At 67.4% G+C, this 17,870-nt stretch carries 13 protein-coding genes; 11 read left to right on the forward strand and 2 right to left on the reverse strand.

All coding sequences use genetic code 11. The features are described from left to right. The first annotated feature begins 162 nt into the window (after positions 1-162). Positions 163-3,999, forward strand: coding sequence for a WD40 repeat domain-containing protein (locus ACFWF1_RS43245; protein WP_379289139.1), 3,837 nt, complete (start codon positions 163-165; stop codon positions 3,997-3,999). A gap of 121 nt (positions 4,000-4,120) precedes the next feature. Here the strand turns inward: ACFWF1_RS43245 and ACFWF1_RS43250 are convergent, their stop codons facing one another. Then, a complete protein-coding gene (locus ACFWF1_RS43250) occupies positions 4,121-4,687 on the reverse strand; it encodes a helix-turn-helix domain-containing protein (RefSeq protein WP_357392088.1) in 567 nt (188 codons plus the stop codon). Positions 4,688-4,774: 87 nt separating this feature from the next. After that, the gene (locus ACFWF1_RS43255; protein WP_379289141.1) at positions 4,775-7,594 is read right to left on the reverse strand and encodes an aconitate hydratase; all 2,820 of its coding nucleotides are present in this window, start codon (positions 7,592-7,594) and stop codon (positions 4,775-4,777) included. Positions 7,595-7,926: 332 nt separating this feature from the next. Between ACFWF1_RS43255 and ACFWF1_RS43260 the strand changes: the two genes are divergently transcribed. The 10 genes from ACFWF1_RS43260 to ACFWF1_RS43305 all read left to right on the forward strand — a co-directional run bounded on the left by ACFWF1_RS43260 (position 7,927) and on the right by ACFWF1_RS43305 (position 17,116). After that, the gene (locus tag ACFWF1_RS43260) at positions 7,927-8,499 is read left to right on the forward strand and encodes a DUF6676 family protein (RefSeq protein WP_379289143.1); all 573 of its coding nucleotides are present in this window, start codon (positions 7,927-7,929) and stop codon (positions 8,497-8,499) included. A 265-nt stretch (positions 8,500-8,764) separates the two neighbouring features. After that, entirely contained in the window at positions 8,765-10,177 is a 1,413-nt protein-coding gene (locus ACFWF1_RS43265) for an NlpC/P60 family protein (protein WP_379289145.1), read from the forward strand. 186 nt (positions 10,178-10,363) lie between these two features. Next, on the forward strand, positions 10,364-11,587 hold the full coding sequence (locus ACFWF1_RS43270; RefSeq protein WP_379289147.1) for an AAA family ATPase: 1,224 nt from the start codon (positions 10,364-10,366) through the stop codon (positions 11,585-11,587). Positions 11,588-11,613: 26 nt separating this feature from the next. Next, a complete protein-coding gene (locus ACFWF1_RS43275) occupies positions 11,614-12,615 on the forward strand; it encodes a DUF58 domain-containing protein (protein WP_379289149.1) in 1,002 nt (333 codons plus the stop codon). Then, entirely contained in the window at positions 12,612-13,616 is a 1,005-nt protein-coding gene (locus tag ACFWF1_RS43280; protein ID WP_379289151.1) for a VWA domain-containing protein, read from the forward strand. Before ACFWF1_RS43275 ends, ACFWF1_RS43280 begins: the two co-directional genes overlap by 4 nt. A gap of 78 nt (positions 13,617-13,694) precedes the next feature. Next, positions 13,695-14,411 carry a 3-oxoacyl-ACP reductase FabG1 gene (fabG1, locus tag ACFWF1_RS43285; RefSeq protein WP_379289153.1) on the forward strand — a complete coding sequence of 239 codons (717 nt, stop codon included), beginning with the start codon at positions 13,695-13,697 and terminating at the stop codon, positions 14,409-14,411. A 78-nt stretch (positions 14,412-14,489) separates the two neighbouring features. After that, positions 14,490-15,326, forward strand: a complete 837-nt coding sequence (gene inhA / locus ACFWF1_RS43290) for an NADH-dependent enoyl-ACP reductase InhA (RefSeq protein WP_379289155.1) — start codon at positions 14,490-14,492, stop codon at positions 15,324-15,326. An 18-nt stretch (positions 15,327-15,344) separates the two neighbouring features. After that, positions 15,345-16,409, forward strand: a complete 1,065-nt coding sequence (locus tag ACFWF1_RS43295) for a ferrochelatase (RefSeq protein ID WP_379289157.1) — start codon at positions 15,345-15,347, stop codon at positions 16,407-16,409. 72 nt (positions 16,410-16,481) lie between these two features. Beyond that, positions 16,482-16,622 carry a hypothetical protein gene (locus tag ACFWF1_RS43300; protein ID WP_379289159.1) on the forward strand — a complete coding sequence of 47 codons (141 nt, stop codon included), beginning with the start codon at positions 16,482-16,484 and terminating at the stop codon, positions 16,620-16,622. Positions 16,623-16,636: 14 nt separating this feature from the next. Beyond that, the gene (locus ACFWF1_RS43305; protein WP_379289161.1) at positions 16,637-17,116 is read left to right on the forward strand and encodes a hypothetical protein; all 480 of its coding nucleotides are present in this window, start codon (positions 16,637-16,639) and stop codon (positions 17,114-17,116) included. Positions 17,117-17,870: the final 754 nt, after the last annotated feature.

A 17,870-nucleotide genomic window follows, 5' to 3' on the forward strand; every position in this document is an offset into this window, starting at 1 on the left:
TATGCTCAGCTCGCCGCTGGAACCGCATTTCCTGCCCAGCGTCGGTGCCGAATACCGATCACCCGATGGATGATCGCAGGAACGCATTTCGTCAGCTCAGCGCCACAATTCCTGGACACCCGACACGTTGGTGGTGAACATGCGATTGTTCTGCTCGCTGGTATGTCCCGAGTCCTCGCCGTCGCGAACGTGGTAGCGCCGAAAAACGTCGCCACCCCGAGTCGGGCCGAAGGCCGCCGCCTGTTCGCCGACCGGCTCAGCGACCTCTTCGCCGCGGCAGGCGGGCCGCCGTTGAAGTCCGTGGTCCGAGCCGCCAATGCCCGTCTCGCGCCGGGCACCAGTAAGATCACCTTCCAGCGGATCAGCGACTGGCGGCGTGGCCAGCGCACGCCGGCGGCGTTCGACTCGGTCCGGCCGGTGCTGGAGGTGCTGATCGCGGACGCGCGCCGGCGGACCCCGGAAAACCCGCGGATCGACCCCACCCTGCTCGATCTGGAGCGCTGGCACCAGGACTGGGAGGCGGCCAAGGTCGAGCTGCCGGTCATCGATGCCGATCGCGCACCGTACCGCGGTCTCCAGCCGTACCGGGTCGAGGACAGCGATCTGTACTTCGGCCGCAGTGACGCGAAACATCGTCTGCTCGAACTGATTTCGGTGGTCGAGTCGAGCGAGCGGCCGGCCGCGGCACTGCTGCTCGGTCCGTCCGGCATCGGCAAGTCGTCGCTGCTCGCCGCCGGGTTGCAGGCCGCGCCGGGACCGCGCACGCCGATCGGCATGACCCCCGGCCACGACCCGGTGGCCGCGTTGGACGCCGCGCTCGCGGACCAGCCGTCGGGCCACCGGCTGCTGCTGATCGATCAGGGCGAGGAGCTGTTCACGCTGTGCACGGATGACGCACTGCGGCAACAGTTCCTGCGTCAGCTGACCGCCCTCGCCGATCCTGCCGCCGAGCCGCCGACCACCGTCGTCGCCGCGTTCGACATCGCCTATCTGCACGAACTGCTGCACGCGTTCCTGCGGTACTCGTGGACGGAGGAACCGCTGCGGCAGCACTCGATGCTGCTCGACCCGATGACCCTGCCGGAGCTGCGCGAGGTGATCGTCCGGCCCGCCGAGGCCACCGGCCTGCGGGTGGAGGACAGCCTGGTCGAGGTGGTGCTGCAGGATCTGGGCGCCATTCAGGCGAACAGCGAGGTCCGGCTCCCGCTGTTGTCGCTGGCGCTGGCCATGACCTGGGCGAATCGGCACGGCCGCGCGCTGACCGTCGAGGGCTATCGCGCAGCGGGTGGCCTGAGTGGTGCCTGCGCGATCGGCTGCGAGTCGGTGTGGTCCCAGCTCACCGATCGTGAGCGGGTGACCGCGCGGCAGGTACTCGTCGCGTTGACGATCACCGAGCCGACCACCGTGGTGCGCAACCGGATGTCCGTCGAACTGCTGATCGAGGAGTCGGCGGATCCCGCGGTCGCCCGCGCCGCGATCGCGAAGCTCACCTATGGGCGAATCTTGGTGCAGCACAACGACGATATCGAACTGGTCCATGAGCTGCTGCTCACCGGCTGGCCCCGCCTGGCCGAATGGTTGTCCGAGGAACGGGAATTCGCCGCCGATCGGCAGCGCATCGAGGCCGACGCCCGCGAGTGGGCTCGGATGGAACGGCCGATATCGCTGCTGTACACCAAGACTCGGCTGGAGAACGCAACCGGTTGGATGCGGCGCACGGAGTCGTCGAACCGGCTTGCCCGGGAATTCGTCTCCGCGTCGCAGGATCGGCACCGGACGCGCACCATCCGATGGCGGGTCTTCCTGTCCGCGGTCGCCGTGCTCACCGTTGCGGCACTGGTGCTTTCGGTCGTGGTGGTGGGCCAGCGCGCGACCGTCGCCCAGGAACACAAGGACACGGTGCTCAGCCAACTCGTCGATCAATCCGAACGGGTAGAGAACGCGGACCCGGTGCTGTCCACGCAACTCGCGCTGGCGGCCTACCGGTTGAACCCGGCCGATCCCGCCGCCAGGGCCCGCGTGCTGGCCGCCCAGGTGCAGCCGATACAACTCGTCACCGCGGCGGCCCACGATGGCCCGATTCGCCGACTGGCGTTCAGCCCGAGCCATCGGCTGGTGGCCAGCGCGGGCGACGATGGTCTGGTAAAGCTGTGGGACGTCTCGAATCCCAGCGCGCTGACGCAGGTCGGACCACCCCTGGGTGGGCATCGCGGTGCCGTCGAATCGGTCGAGTTCAACCAGGACGGCACCACGCTGGCCAGCCTCGATTCCGGTGGCACGCTGCGACTGTGGGACATCCGCGATCCGGGTCGCTCGACCCTGGCGGGCACCTTCGACAACGGCACCGCGCTCACCACCGTCGCGTTTCTCCCCGATGCCAGGACACTGGCGGTCGGCGGCGTCGACGGCACCCTCACCTTCCTCGATATCGCCGCGCCGCAAGCCATTCGGCGACTCGGCGCAGTCCTCGGCGCGCACCCCACCGCCATCAAGACGATGGCCCTCGCCCCGGATGCGCCGGTGCTCGCCACCGCGGGCGACGATCACACCGTGCGCCTGTGGTCCGTCGACGACAGCCAGCAGCCGCGCCCGGTCGGTGTTCCGCTCGACAGCGGCGGCGCCGTCCAGGCTCTCGCCTTCGGCGCGCTCGGCCGCCTCACCGCGGGCACCGCCGACGGCCAACTGCTGTTCTGGGACGCCCGCGATCGAGATCGGCCGCAGCTGGTCGACCGGAAACAGACACGCCCCGTACCGATTTCGGGCCTGCAATATTGGCTCAACGGCCGCGCGCTTGTGGTCACCGACGCGGGTGGCACCGCCCGCGAATGGAACACCAGCCGCCTCGACCGCGTGACACCGGTGGTTCTCGAACTGGTCAACGCCGATTCGATGCAGTCGCTGGTGATCGTCACCAACACCACGGCGATCAGCGCGGGCGCCGACGGAAAGCTCCGCACCTGGAGTCAGGCGGGCGCACGACTGCCCATCGTGTTCGCCAGCTCGCTGACCTCGCTCGGCTTCGACCAGCTGGGAAAAACCCTGGTCGGCGGATTCCGCGACGGACAGGTCACCGTGTGGAACATCTCCGTCCCACTCATCAGCGCGATGGTCAGCGAGGTGCGGGCCGGCCCGCCCGACCGGCACGGTACCGAGGTGGCTCTGCGCCCCGACGGCACCCTGCTGGCCACTACCGGCGCCGAGGAAGTCCGGCTGTGGGATCTCACCGACCGGGCCAGGCCGGTGCCGCTCGGCGCGGCACCCGGCACCGGGCCGCTTGCCTTCGCCCCCAAGGGCGATCGGCTGGTCACCGGAGTAGGTCATCGGTCGTTGCAACTGTGGGACGTGGCCGACCCGGCTACCCCGCGCCCGCTGGGCGGTCCACTGCCGACCGGAAACGACCGAGAACTCGAACTGGCCGCCTTCGCTCCCGGCCGTCCAGTGGTCGCGGCCGCCGATGACGACGCGCGAATCTACCTGTGGGACATCACCGATCCGGCCAAATCGGCGCCGGTGTCCCTCGACCTGCACGGCGCGAAAGCCCGCGCCCTGCTCTTCGCCCGGGATGGCACCACGCTGTTCAGCGGCGACGACAGCGGCATGCTCCGTTCATGGGACGTCACCGATCCGGCGAAGGTCCGCGAACTGGACGCGGTGCGCGCGCACACGGCCGCCATCCGAACGCTCGCGCTGGACGAGTCCGGCCATCACCTCGCTTCCGGCGGTGCGGACGAAACGGCTCGGTTGTGGGACGTCGCCGACCCGTCCCACCTCGGCGCGCACGGCGACCCGATCGAGGCCAAAATCGGCTGGACCTGGTTTCTGCGTTTCGACCCCACCGACGAGTCACGCCTGCTCGGCGTCGGCGACCAACTCTCCACCCTCTGGTACACCGACCCGGCCGCGGTCGCCGCGAAGCTGTGCTCCTCCTCGTCCGCCATGCTCGACGAACAAGAGTGGCGCAGCCTGCTCCCGTCGGTGCCGTACACCCGCCCCTGCTGAATCCCCGCACGCCTCTTGATCTCCCGCACCGAAAATCGCATGCGATTCTCGGTGCGGGAGATCAGAAGTGGTGCGGCTGCGTGATCCGGGTAGGCGCGAGGAGAGGTGTCCGCCGACGAGCTCAGTCGCGGCGGCGCACCGAGGCCTCCACGAGATCCAGTACCGCGGTGAGGTTTTCATTCGTATGCCCCGACGCGATGCGCGCGATGAGCCCGTCGAGCACCAGGTCGAGATACCCGAGCAACACATCGGTAGGCACGTCGTCACGCAACGCCCCCGCCGCCTTGCGCCGCTCCAACCGGGCCAACGTCGCGGCAGTCAACTCCGCCGACCGCTGAGTCCACCCCGCACGGAACTCAGGATCGGTGCGCAACCGCCGCGCGATCTCCAACCGCGTGCCCAGCCAATTGAACTGCTCGGGATGCGCGAGCATGTCCCGCATCACCCCGACGATGCCCTGGTTGGCCGCGACATCGGCCATCCGCTCGGCATCCTCCTGCGCGAGCGCGAGGAACAGCGCGTCCTTGTCCCGGAAGTGGTGGAAGATCGCACCGCGCGACAGCCCGATCTCCTCCTCTAGGCGGCGCACCGTGGCGCCCTCGTACCCGTATTCGGCAAAGCAGCGCCGCGCCCCGTCGAGAATCTGGCTGCGCCGGGCGGCGAGGTGATCTTCACTGACTTTGGGCATAGCGGGCGTGCTCCTCCAAGAGGTGTGAGCAGTCCGCGCACCGCGAAACCGCGGTGCGCGGACCCTCGACCAACGGCGTGTGTGTGATCAGCCGCGAATCATGTTGCGCAGCACGTACTGCAGGATGCCGCCGTTGCGGTAGTAATCGGCCTCACCGGGGGTGTCGATCCGGACCACGGCGTCGAAGGTGACCTTGTCACCGTTCTCCTTGGTGGCGGTGACCTTCAGGGTCTTCGGCGTCGTGCCCTCGTTCAGCTTGGTGATGCCCTCGATGTCGAAGGTCTCGGTGCCGTCCAGCTTCAGCGACGCGGCCGACTCGCCGGCCGGGAACTGCAGCGGAATGACGCCCATACCAATGAGATTCGAGCGGTGGATGCGCTCGAACGACTCGGTGATGACGGCCTTCACGCCCAGCAGCGAGGTGCCCTTGGCGGCCCAGTCACGCGAGGAACCCGAGCCGTACTCCTTGCCGCCCAGCACGACCAGCGGGATGCCCGCGGCCTGGTAGTTCTGCGAGGCGTCGTAGATGAAGGCCTGCGGGCCGCCGTCCTGGGTGAAGTCGCGGGTGTAACCGCCCGAGACGTCGTCGAGCAGCTGGTTGCGCAGCCGGATGTTGGCGAAGGTGCCGCGGATCATCACCTCGTGGTTACCGCGTCGCGAACCGTAGGAGTTGTAGTCCTTGCGCTCGACGCCGTGCCCCTCGAGGTACTGCGCGGCCGGCGTACCGGCCTTGATGTTGCCCGCGGGGGAGATGTGGTCGGTGGTGACCGAATCGCCGAGCAGGGCGAGCACACGCGCGCCGGAGATGTCGGTGACCGGTTCCGGATCCTGCGGCATGCCGTCGAAGTACGGAGGCTTGCGCACATAGGTGGAGTCGGCGTCCCAGTCGAAGATCTTGCCTTCGGGGGTCGCCAGCCCGCGCCAGCGCTCGTCACCCTTGAACACGTCGGCGTAGGACTTGATGAACATGTCCTGGCTGATCGCGGAGCCGATGGTCGCCTCGATCTCCTTCGAGGACGGCCAGATGTCCTTCAGGAAGACGTCGTTGCCGTCGGCGTCCTGGCCGAGCGCGTCGGTCTCGAAGTCGAAGTCCATCGTTCCGGCGAGCGCGTAGGCGATGACCAGCGGCGGCGAGGCCAGGTAGTTCATCTTCACGTCGGGGGAGATGCGGCCTTCGAAGTTGCGGTTGCCGGAGAGCACCGCGGTGACCGAGAGGTCGTTGTCGTTGATCGCCTTGGACACCGCGTCCGGCAGCGGGCCGGTGTTGCCGATGCAGGTGGCGCAGCCGTAGCCGACCAGGAAGAAGCCGAGCTTCTCCAGGTAGGGCCACAGGCCCGACTTGTTGTAGTAGTCGTTGACGACCTGCGAACCCGGCGCCATCGAGGTCTTGACCCACGGCTTGGAGGTCAGGCCCTTCTCCACGGCGTTGCGCGCGAGCAGCGCGGCGCCGAGCATGACCGACGGGTTGGAGGTGTTGGTGCACGAGGTGATCGACGCGACCACCACGGCGCCGTGGTCGAGCACGAAGTCGCCGTACTCCTCCGAGGAGACCTTGACCGGCTTGCTCGGGCGGCCGACGGCACCGTTCGCGGCGGACGGGATCAGCACCGCGTCGTCATCGGCGAAGGACAGCACGGCCGGATCGCTGGCCGGGAAGGACTCCTCGATGGCCTCGTCCAGGTGCGTGTGCGGGGTGACGGCGGCCGGGCCGCTCTCCGCGTCGTTGGTGTAGTTGTGGATGTCCTTGCGGAACGCGGTCTTGGACTCCGACAACAGGATTCGGTCCTGCGGGCGCTTCGGGCCCGCGATGGACGGCACCACGTCGCCGAGGTCGAGCTCCATGTACTCCGAGTACACCGGCTCGTGCTCGGCGTCGTGCCACATGCCCTGTTCCTTGGCGTACGCCTCGACCAGCGCGAGCTGGTCGTCGTCGCGGCCGGTCAGGCGCAGGTAGTCGATGGTGACGTCGTCGATCGGGAAGATCGCTGCGGTGGAACCGAATTCGGGGCTCATGTTGCCCAGGGTCGCGCGGTTCGCGAGCGGCACCTCGGCGACGCCCTTGCCGTAGAACTCGACGAACTTGCCGACCACGCCGTGCTTGCGCAGCATGTCGGTGACGGTGAGCACCACGTCGGTGGCGGTGACGCCCGGCTTGATCTCACCGGTCAGCTTGAAGCCGACGACGCGCGGGATCAGCATCGAGACGGGCTGGCCCAGCATGGCCGCCTCGGCCTCGATACCGCCGACGCCCCAACCCAATACACCGAGGCCGTTGACCATCGTGGTGTGCGAGTCGGTGCCGACGCAGGTGTCCGGGTAGGCCTGGCCGTTGCGGACCATGACGGTGCGGGCCAGGTGCTCGATGTTGACCTGGTGCACGATGCCGGTGCCCGGGGGGACGACCTTGAAGTCGTCGAACGCGCCCTGGCCCCAGCGCAGGAACTGGTAGCGCTCACGGTTGCGGGAATACTCGATGTCGACGTTGCGCTCCAGCGCGTCGGCGCGGCCGAACACGTCGATGATCACCGAGTGGTCGATGACCATCTCGGCGGGTGCCAGCGGGTTGACCTTGTCCGGGTCGCCGCCGAGGGTCTTGACGGCCTCACGCATGGTGGCGAGGTCGACGATGCAGGGCACGCCGGTGAAGTCCTGCATGATCACGCGGGCCGGGGTGAACTGGATCTCGATGCTCGGCTCGGCCGAGGGATCCCAATCCGCAATGGCGCGAATGTGATCGGCGGTGATGTTCGCGCCGTCCTCGGTGCGGAGCAGGTTCTCCGCGAGGACCTTGAGTGCGTAGGGGAGTTTCTTGGTGCCGGGCACGGCGGAGAGGCGGAAGATCTCGTAGGAGTTGCTTCCGACCTCGAGGGTGCCCTTGGCGCCGAAAGTATCGATACTTGTCGTCACGTCAGCTCCACTCGTCTGTGAGGGTTGGCCGTCGGCGGGGCTGTGCCGGCGACCGAGTCTTTGCAGGTTGCTCCGGCTCTAGTTGCGCCGGTTCCTCGCGCTACGAGCCTAACAGTACGCTTGTCCTGTGAGCGCATCGACCCCCGTTCGGCTAATCGGCGCCAGGGCTGGTGTGTGGCCGCACAGGGGCGCGTCGCGTGCCGTCTGCGCGTGCCTCGACTCTCCGTCGCGTACTGTGCTTTCGGAGCCAGCCGGGTGGCAATGAGCTCACCCCGCAGTGTTGGATGCACGTCGCTTCGGATGCCGATGCGGCTCGACAGACCGGATGGAAGATGACCGTCTCGCACACCTCGGTTTTCACGCCCATGGCCGCCGAACTGCCGCCGAACGTCACCGAGGACACCGTCACCACCATCAACGCCGACCTGGCCGACAATCACGTCGCCACGCTGGACGGCAAGGATCAGACGGAGTTGGCGGCGGTCGCCGCGGACGCGAGAGCGCACGGCATCCCGCTCAACATCGTGGTCGTGCCAGGCGCACCGGGCCACGAAAGCCTGCGTGACCTGGCCACCACGATCGGCAAGGACGCGCAGGGCACCGTCCTGGTGCTGAGCGACGACTGGGCGGGCACCTACAGCGACACCATCTCCCGGGTCCGGCTCGAGTGGGCCGAGGACAAGGCGAAGTTCAACGGCGGGCACTCCGCCGAGGCGGCACAGCATTTCGTGGACAAGCTGGAGCAGCCGGAGGCTGTCTCGTGGACCGCGATCGCCAGTGTGTTGCTCGCGGGCACCGCTGCCGTCGTGGTCGGGCTCTACTTCGTGAAGTCGCGTCGGCGTGCCGAACCCGCCACGCCGGTCGCCGTTTCCGGCACCGAGGACGATCGGGCCTCTACCGCATAGCTGGTTTCTAGACAGCTACTTTCCCTGACGACCGGTATGTAATACCGCTCGGAAACCTTTGCCGCATACGGCTAATCTCAGGCAACGGCAAAATTACGCGCCTGTCATTCTGTTGCTGGAGTTCCTTTGGTGACTGAAGTGTCGTACGGTCGTGTAGTTACCGATGGGGAAGAAGTGTTGTCAGGGGTTATCTGCCCACCATTGAGCGTCGAGGTGCGGTTGGTGCTCATGGGGCGTTGCTGGAGTCGGGTCCTTGGGAGGTGCGATGCGCAACAACGGCGAGGCCGCCTATCGGCGTCCGCTGGGGATCGCTCTGGGGTTGCTGGTGACGGTCGTCGTCGTGCTGGCCGGACCCGCCGCCGCCGTGCCGCCCGCCCCGCCGAACCCGAGTGACGGCCAGATCGCCGACGCCGGAGCGCAAGTCGACGCCAGTGTGACCGAGGTGGGCGGGCTGATCAATCAGGTCGCGGCGGTCGACCAGCAGTTGCAGCAGCTCGACAGCGAGGTCGCCCGCAAGCGCGAAGAAGTGAACAAGGCCCTGGTCGACCTGCAGAACGCGCGCGACGCCGCCGACGCGGCCGCCGCCGTGGTGGCCGACACCCAGCGCGAATTGGCCGACGCCGGAACCAAAGTCGGCGCCGCGCGACGCAACTTCGACCAGTTCGCCGCCCAGGCCTACACCCGGCCCGCCGCCGAGTCGATGGTCGTCTACCTGGCCGCGGCCACCCCGGCCGCCGCCCTCGACCAGGCCCAGCTCCTATCGCTGGTCTCGAAGAACCAGCAGCAGGTCCTGGACAGCCTACGTCGCGCCCAGATCGACCAGGGCAACAAGAATTCCAGTGCGCGCCAAGCGAAGTCGGACGCCGACGCGGCCGCCGCGGCCGCCGAACAGGCGAAGGTCGACGCCGAGCATGCGGTCACCGCCGCCAAGGCCGCGCTGGACCAGCAGACGGTGCAGCGCGACAACCTGCAACGCCAACGCCAGGATGCGCAGGGCCGCTTGGACTTCGCGCGACAGAACGTGGCCGGACTGCAAGGCCAGCGCGACGTCTATCTGAACTGGGAACAGCAGCGCAAGGCCGAAGAGGCCGCCGTGCGTGCCGCCGCCGCGGCCGCCGCGGCCCGCGCCAACGCCGATCAGAACGCGCAGAGCCGGGCCGGACAACTCGGCCAAGGCAAGCGCCCGCACACGCAATTGGAGAACTCGCCACCGCGCCGCAGCACGCCGCGTCCGAGCCTGCCGTCCATCGGCGGCTCCGCGGCGGTCGAGACGGTGGTCGATCGCGCCATGTCCCAATTGGGTGTCATCTACGCCTGGGGTGGCGGCGACGAGGACGGTCCGACGTATGGCATCCGGGACGGCGGCGTCGCCGACAGCTACGGCGATTTCAACAAGATCGGCTTCGACTGCTCCGGCCTGATGATCTATGCCTTTGCCGGGATCGGGGTTTCGCTGCCGCACTACAGCGGATACCAGTACAACGCCGGTACTCGCGTGCCGGTGGACCAGCGCGCCCGCGGCGACATGCTGTTCTGGGGTTCGAACGCCAGCGAGCACGTCGCGTTGTACCTGGGCAACGGGCAGATGATCGAGGCGCCGGAGTCGGGTGAAGTGGTCCGGGTGACGTCGGTGCGCGAGGGTGGCATCATGCCGTACGCGGTGCGGATCGTCAGCTGACGGTTCTTCGTCGTGTCAGAGTTCGCGACATACGGCGATTGCGAGTACTGATAGCAAGAGCCGCGGATTGCCCGAACCGGACACTGAAAGCTTTGAATTCCCTTCATGTCGGGTCCGGTTGCGGCACATACGGCCATTACCTGGAATAGTTGTGGCAGCACGCACAGGACCAAGGCGAAAGCGGGGATGTTGGTGACTTCGACAGACGGTGTGAGCGGGGCGAATTTGGCGAAAGATGCGCCAGCGTCCACGCCCAGCACCCTGGAGCGTGACGTCCAGACCCTGGAGAAGGCGATCTACGAGGTCAAGCGGGTAATCGTCGGCCAGGATCGACTGGTCGAACGGCTGCTCGTCGGCGTGCTCGCGCGTGGTCACGTCCTGCTCGAAGGCGTGCCCGGCATCGCGAAGACGCTGGCCGTGGAGACCTTCGCCAAGGTGATCGGCGGCTCGTTCTCCCGGGTGCAGTTCACCCCGGACCTGGTGCCCACCGACCTCATCGGTACCCGTATCTACCGGCAGGGCCGCGAGGAATTCGACACCGAGCTCGGCCCGGTCGTCGCGAACTTCGTGCTCGCCGACGAGATCAACCGCGCGCCCGCGAAGGTGCAGTCGGCGTTGCTCGAGGTGATGGCCGAGCGGCACGTGTCGATCGGCGGCAAGACCTACCCGATGCCGAACCCGTTCCTGGTGATGGCGACGCAGAACCCGATCGAGAGCGAGGGCGTGTACCCGCTGCCCGAGGCGCAGCGCGACCGCTTCCTGTTCAAGGTCGTCGTCGACTACCCGTCGGTCGAGGAGGAGCGCGAGATCATCTACCGGATGGGTGTCACCCCGCCAGAAGCGACACGCATCCTGACTCCCGAGGACGTGGTCCGGCTGCAGCAGGTCGCGGCCTCGGTCTTCGTGCACCACGCGCTGGTCGACTACGTGGTCCGGGTGATCGCGGCGACCCGCAAGCCCGCCGACTTCGGCATGCAGGACGTCGCCAGCTGGATCGCCTACGGTGCCTCGCCGCGCGCCAGCCTCGGCATCATCGCCGCGGCCCGCGCCGTCGCGCTCATCCGCGGCCGCGACTACGTGGTGCCGCAGGACGTGGTCGAGGTGATCCCGGACGTGCTGCGGCACCGCCTGGTGCTGTCCTACGACGCGCTGGCCGACGAGATCAGCCCGGAGGAAGTGATCAAGCGGGTGCTGCAGACCATCGGCATGCCGCAGGTCGCGCCGCAGGCCGTCGCGCCGGGTGCGCCGCCCGTCAATTCCGGTGCGCCGCAGCAGATTTCGCAGCAGAACGGACCGCAGGGTGCGGTGCCGCAGCCCGCGCAGCAGCCGCAGCAGGGCGTCCCGCAGCCGGTGCCGCAGCAGCCGAACGGGCAGCAGTCCCAGCCCGCCGGCAACGTTCAGAACAAGTGACCGCAGCGCGCGAACCGCTTCCGCCCGTGTCTACCCACCCCCGGTCGGCTCCGCCTCCCTACCATCCCCCAGCGGGCAAGTCGTCACACGCACCGCCCTCGTTCCACGCGGGCGAGCTGACCGACCCGCGGCTGGCCGCGGCGCTGAAAACACTCGAGCTCACCGTGCGCCGCAGGCTCGACGGCGTGCTGCACGGCGACCACCTCGGCCTGATCCCGGGGCCGGGTTCCGAGCCAGGTGAGGCGCGCACCTATCAGCCGGGCGACGATGTGCGGCAGATGGATTGGTCGGTCACCGCCCGCACCACCCATCCGCACGTGCGGCAGACCGTCGCCGATCGCGAGCTGGAAGCCTGGATGGTCGTCGACCTGTCGGCGAGCCTCGACTTCGGCACCGCGCTGTGCCAGAAGCGGGATCTGGCGATCGCCGCCGCGGCCGCCATCACCCATCTCACCAGCGGTGGCGGTAACCGGATCGGCGCGGTCGTCGCGACCGGCGAGGAACTGGTCCGGGTGCCCGCGCGCAGCGGTCGGGTGCACGCCCAGTCGCTGCTGCGTAGCATCGCGACCACCCCGCACGCCCGCGACGGCGTGCGCGGCGATCTGCGCGGCGGCATCGAATCGCTGCGCCGCCCGCAACGCAAGCGCGGCCTCGCGGTGATCATCAGCGACTTCCTCGGCGACATCGACTGGCAGCGTTCGCTGCGCGCCATCTCCGCGCGGCACGACCTGCTCGCGGTAGAGGTGCTCGACCCGCGCGACCTGTCGCTGCCCGACGTCGGCGACGTCGTGCTGCACGACCCGGAGACCGGGCGCACCCGCGAATTCAGCGTCACGCCAACGCTGCGCGCCGATTTCGCGGCCGCCGCGCAGCGGCACCGGGATCAGGTCGAAGAGGCGTTGCGCAGTTGTGGCGCGCCGGTGCTCACCCTGCAGACCGATCGGGACTGGATCTCCGACGTGGTCCGGTTCGTGTCCACCCGGCGCCACAGCTTGGGCGCCCCTAGCGGGCGGGTGCCTCGCCAGTGAGTATTTCGCATTTCACCGCGCAGATCTGGCTCGGCTTCCTGGCCGTCGTCGCGCTGATCGCGCTCGGCTACATCCTGGTCCAGCGCAGCAGGCACAAGCACATGCTGCAGTTCAGCAACATGGAGCTGCTGGAGAAGGTGGCGCCGTCGCGGCCGAGCCAGTTCCGGCACGTGCCCGTCGCGCTGATGCTGGTCGGCCTGGTCTTCCTCACCGTCGCGGCCGCCGGGCCGACCGCGGTCAAGAAGGTGCCGCGCAACCGCGCGACCGTCATTCTGGTGATGGACGTTTCGCTGTCCATGGAGGCCACCGACGTGCCGCCGACCCGGCTGCAGGTGGCGCAGAAGGCGGGCAAGGAGTTCGTCGACGGGCTCACCCCCGGCATCAACCTCGGCTTCGTGACCTTCGCGGGCACCGCCTCGGTGATGGTCTCGCCGACCACGAACCGGGAAGCCGTCAAGGCCGCTATCGACAACATCAAGCTGGCCGAGCGCACTGCGACCGGTGAGGGCATCTTCACCGCGCTCAATTCCATCGACACGCTCGCCTCCGTGCTCGGCGGTGCGGAGACGCCGCCGCCCGCGCGCATCGTGCTGATGTCCGACGGTAAGCAGACCGTGCCGGACGACAAGGACGTCGACAATCCGCGGCACGGATTCACCGCGGCACGGCTCGCGAAGAACAAGGGCGTGCCGGTCTCGACGATCTCGTTCGGTACCGAATGGGGGTCGGTGGAGATCCCTGACCAGGACGGACAGGGTTCGCAGCGGGTCAAGGTGCCCGTCGACAACGACTCGTTGCGCGAGATCGCCAAGCTGTCCGGCGGTGATTTCTATACGGCGTCGAGCCTGGCGGAACTGACCGCCGTCTACGACACTCTTGAGCAGCAGATCGGGTACGAGATGACCAGGGGTGATGCGAGCAGGCCCTGGCTGTTGCTCGGCATGCTGCTGGTCGCCGCCGGCGTCGTCACCGGATTGCTTTATCGTCAACGCCTGCCGTAAACGCCATGCGACTGTGGCAGCCACCAACGGGTGGAGCCAAGGCGCGGCGTCCGAACCTCACCAGATAGGTTGTCCGTCATGTCGAACAACACATCCCGGTCTGTCCTCGTCACCGGCGGTAATCGCGGCATCGGCCTCGCGGTCGCGCAGCGGCTGCTCGCCGACGGTCACAAGGTGGCCGTCACGCATCGTGGGTCGGGTGCGCCGGACGGCATGCTCGGCGTGAAATGCGATGTGACCGATAGCGCTTCGGTCGATGCCGCGTTCACCGAGGTCGAAGAGAAGCAGGGGCCGGTCGAGGTGCTTGTCGCGAATGCGGGCATCACCGATGACACGCTGCTGATGCGGATGACCGAGGAGCAGTTCACCAAGGTCATCGATGCGAATCTGACCGGTGCTTTTCGCTGTGCCAAGCGGGCCAATCGGGCGATGCTGCGGGCGCGCTGGGGCCGGATGATCTTCCTCGGCTCGGTGGTCGGCCTCGGCGGTGGCCCCGGCCAGATCAACTACGCCTCGTCCAAGGCCGGTGTCATCGGTCTGGCGCGCTCGATCACCCGTGAGCTCGGCTCGCGCTCGATCACCGCGAACGTCGTCGCGCCCGGCTTCATCGAAACCGATATGACCGCGGACCTGCCGCAGGATCTGCGCGACACCGCCAAGAAGTTCATTCCGCTGCAGCGCCTCGGCACGCCGGAAGATGTTGCGGCCGTGGTCAGCTTCCTGGCTTCTGAGGATTCCCGCTACGTGTCCGGCGCGATCATCCCGGTCGACGGCGGCATGGGCATGGGCCACTGACCCGACGGACCCCTGTGGCCCCGAAACCTCGACGGCCGCAAGCAATTCCACACTCGACTCCAGGAGAACCGAAAACTTATGGGCGGACTGCTCGAAGGTAAGACCATTCTGGTCACCGGCATCATCACCGACTCGTCGATCGCGTTCCACGCGGCCGCCGTCGCGCAGGAGCAGGGCGCGAAGGTGATCATCACCGGCATTCCGGAGCGGCTGCGGCTGATCGACCGGATCGCCAAGCGGCTGCCGCAAGAGGTCCCCCCGGCCATCCCGCTCGACGTCACCAACGAGGAAAACCTCGGTGAGCTGGCGGACAAGGTGCGCGAGCTGGCGCCCGAGGGCGTCGACGGCGTGCTGCACTCCATCGCGTTCGCGCCGCGCACCCTGATGGGTCCGGAGGCGCGTCCGTTCCTGGAGGGGCCCGGCCCGGATGCGGCCAAGGCGTTCGAGATCTCCGCGTGGAGCTACGCGTCGCTGGCCCGCGCGGTGCTGCCGGTGATGAACGAGCGCGGCTCGATCGTCGGCATGGACTTCGATCCGCGCACCGCGATGCCGTACTACAACTGGATGGGTGTGGCGAAGGCCGCGCTCGAGTCGGTCAACCGGTACGTGGCGCGAGAGGTGGGCGCCGCCAAGAAGATTCGCTCGAATCTCATCGCTGCCGGCCCGATCAAGACCCTCGCCGCCAAGGCCATCGCGGGCACCGCGACCGACGACGCCGCCAAGCTCAACCAGCTCAACGAGTACTGGGACGGCGCGTCGCCGATCGGCTGGGACGTCGACGACCCGACGGTGGTCGCCAAGTCGATCGTCGCGCTGCTGTCGGACTGGCTGCCCGGCACCACCGCGTCGATCATCTACGTCGACGGCGGAGCCAGCCACAACACCTGGTTCCCCGAAGGCATGTCGATCAACTGATCTTCCAAGGAGGGCATTGTGGTTCGGGCTGCCGACGCACTTCTGCTGCTGTCCTTCGGCGGCCCGGAACGCCCCGAGGACGTGATGCCGTTCCTGGAGAACGTCACTCGGGGCCGGGGGGTGCCGCGCGAACGCCTCGAAGAGGTCGCGCAGCACTACCTGCACTTCGGCGGCATCTCGCCGATCAACGCGTTGAACCGGGACATCATCGCTGCGGTCGAGGCCGAATTGGCCACGGCCGGTATCGATCTCCCGGTGTACTTCGGTAATCGGAACTGGTCGCCGATGGTGGAGGACACCGTCGCGCGGATGGCCGCCGACGGTGTTCGCTCCGCTCTGGTGTTCCCCACGTCCGCGTGGGGTGGTTACTCGGGTTGCCTGCAGTATCACGAGGACATCACCAGGGCCCGAACCGCTTTCGGCGACGACGCGCCGGATCTGGTGAAGTTGCGGCAGTACTTCGACCATCCGTTGCTGATCGAGGCCTTCGCCGACGCCATTCGTGCGGCGCGGGAAGAACTTCCGGCCGATCGGCGTGCTGGTGCGCGGCTCGTCTTCACCGCGCACTCCATTCCGGTCAGTGCCGACACGGCCGCCGGGCCGCCTGCCGACGGCGGTCACCTGTACAGCCGCCAGGTCGCCGAGGCCGCCCGATTATCTGCTGCCGCAACGGGTTTCACCGATTATGACGTTGTCTGGCAGTCGCGCTCCGGCCCGCCGCAGGTGCCGTGGCTCGACCCCGACATCGTCGATCACCTCGACAACCTCTCGGCGAAGAATGTCGACGCCGTAATCGTCTGCCCCGTCGGTTTCGTCTCCGACCACCTAGAGGTGATCTGGGACCTCGACAACGAGGCGAAAGAGAAAGCCGCCGAACTCGGCATGGCCTTCGCCCGCGCCGCCACCCCCGGCACCGACCCACGCTTCGCCCAACTGGTCGTCGAATTGATCGATGAGCAGCTGAACGACACCGCCTCCCGCCATCTCGGCGAGGTCCCCGGCTACGGCTGCACACTCAACGGCACCCCCTGCGCCGTGGGTTGCTGTGCACCGCCGAAGCGACCGGTTACCGCCGGGAATTAACGCGAATCAGGCTGCGATAGCATCGGTTCCGCCTTCGGAGGAAGCCGAAGCGGGGCGAAAGATGAAGTATCGATGATCTATTCCGAAATGTTGACCACCGGGCTGCTCGATCCGCAAGTCTGGTCCGACCAGAGCATCTGGGCGGCCGGGCTGGAAACCAGCGAAGCCCGGCGCCGCGGTAGCCATGGGGGAGCAGCGGCGGTTCCTGGATAGCCGGATTCGTGTGCTTGGGCCTAGTCCTGCTCGGCATCGTGGTCCTCATCGTGATCTCGCGCAAGAAGAACGCAAACCAACACCAGCAAACCCAATTCCCACAGCAACACAACCCACCACCGCCATACCCACAGCAGCCATATCCCGGCCAGCAGCCCCCGGACCAGCAACAATATCCCGGCCAGCAGCCGTATTCCGCACCACAGCAGCCGTATTCGCCCCAGCAGTATCCCGGCCAGCAGTCGAATCCCGCACCGCAGCAGCCGTATTCACCGCAGCAGTATCCCGGCCAGCAGTCGAATCGCGCACCGCAGCAGCCGTATTCACCGGAGCAATATCCTGGCCAGCAACCGTATTCCGCATCGCAGCAGCTGTATTCGCCGCAGCAGTATCCCGGCCAGCAGTCGAATCTCGCATCGCAGCAGCTGTATTCGCCCCAGCAGCATCCCGGCCAGCAGCCCTACCCGGGCCAGCCGCACATACCGCAACAGTAATCGCACACACCACAGCAACCGCATCAGCAGTACCCACAACAGCCGCATCAACCACCCGCGCAGCGCTGACCCCAGGAACAGCTGAGCAACCGTAACTGTCCGCCGTCAAACCATGACGGCGGACAGTTTCGTATAGCCCACCCCGACAGCAGAATCCGCACCCCAACTCAGGATCCGCACCGACTCCAGGGCCCTATTCCGAGCGCAGATCCCGAGTGAGAGTGCGTCTCCCGGCAATGACAGCCCGATCACCGAACTAGAACCCGGCCGCGCACCCTTTGTGTAACCCGAACACCCGGTCTACGAAGCGGGCTACACAAAGGGCGAGCGATCTCCAACGCGCCACGCGGGCAGCAGAATCCGCACTCTCACTCGGGATCGGCACCGACTTTAGGGCCCTTTTCCGAGTGCTGATCCCGAGTGAGAGTGCGTCTCCCGGCAATGACAGTCCGATCATCGAACTAGGACCCGGTCGCTCACTCTTTGTGTAACCCGAACACCCGGTATGCGAGGCGGGCTACACAAAGGGCGCGCGATCTCCAACGCGCGACGCGGGCAGCGGAATCCGCACTCTCACTCGGGATCGGCACCGACTTTGGGGCCCTATTCCGAGTGCTGATCCCAAGTGAGGGTGCGGATTCTGTGGTGAAACTGGGTACGGCACGGCCGGCGCTGAACCGCTCACCCCTTGTTTAACCTGTACACCCGCTATACCGGGTGTACAGGTTATGCAGAGGGTGAGCGGCTTCCAATC

The sequence above is a fragment of the Nocardia sp. NPDC060255 genome, assembly GCF_042727395.1.
In the GTDB taxonomy this organism is placed as follows: Bacteria; Actinomycetota; Actinomycetes; order Mycobacteriales; family Mycobacteriaceae; genus Nocardia.

Bases quoted from the DNA above. Each gene is read 5' to 3' on its own strand.
- ACFWF1_RS43245 (WP_379289139.1), top strand. From the start codon at position 163: ATGTCCCGAGTCCTCGCCGTCGCGAACGTGGTAGCGCCGAAAAACGTC.
- ACFWF1_RS43250 (WP_357392088.1), bottom strand. From the start codon at position 4,687: ATGCCCAAAGTCAGTGAAGATCACCTCGCCGCCCGGCGCAGCCAGATT.
- ACFWF1_RS43260 (WP_379289143.1), top strand. From the start codon at position 7,927: ATGACCGTCTCGCACACCTCGGTTTTCACGCCCATGGCCGCCGAACTG.
- ACFWF1_RS43265 (WP_379289145.1), top strand. From the start codon at position 8,765: ATGCGCAACAACGGCGAGGCCGCCTATCGGCGTCCGCTGGGGATCGCT.
- ACFWF1_RS43270 (WP_379289147.1), top strand. From the start codon at position 10,364: ATGTTGGTGACTTCGACAGACGGTGTGAGCGGGGCGAATTTGGCGAAA.
- fabG1 (WP_379289153.1), top strand. From the start codon at position 13,695: ATGTCGAACAACACATCCCGGTCTGTCCTCGTCACCGGCGGTAATCGC.
- inhA (WP_379289155.1), top strand. From the start codon at position 14,490: ATGGGCGGACTGCTCGAAGGTAAGACCATTCTGGTCACCGGCATCATC.
- ACFWF1_RS43300 (WP_379289159.1), top strand. From the start codon at position 16,482: ATGATCTATTCCGAAATGTTGACCACCGGGCTGCTCGATCCGCAAGTC.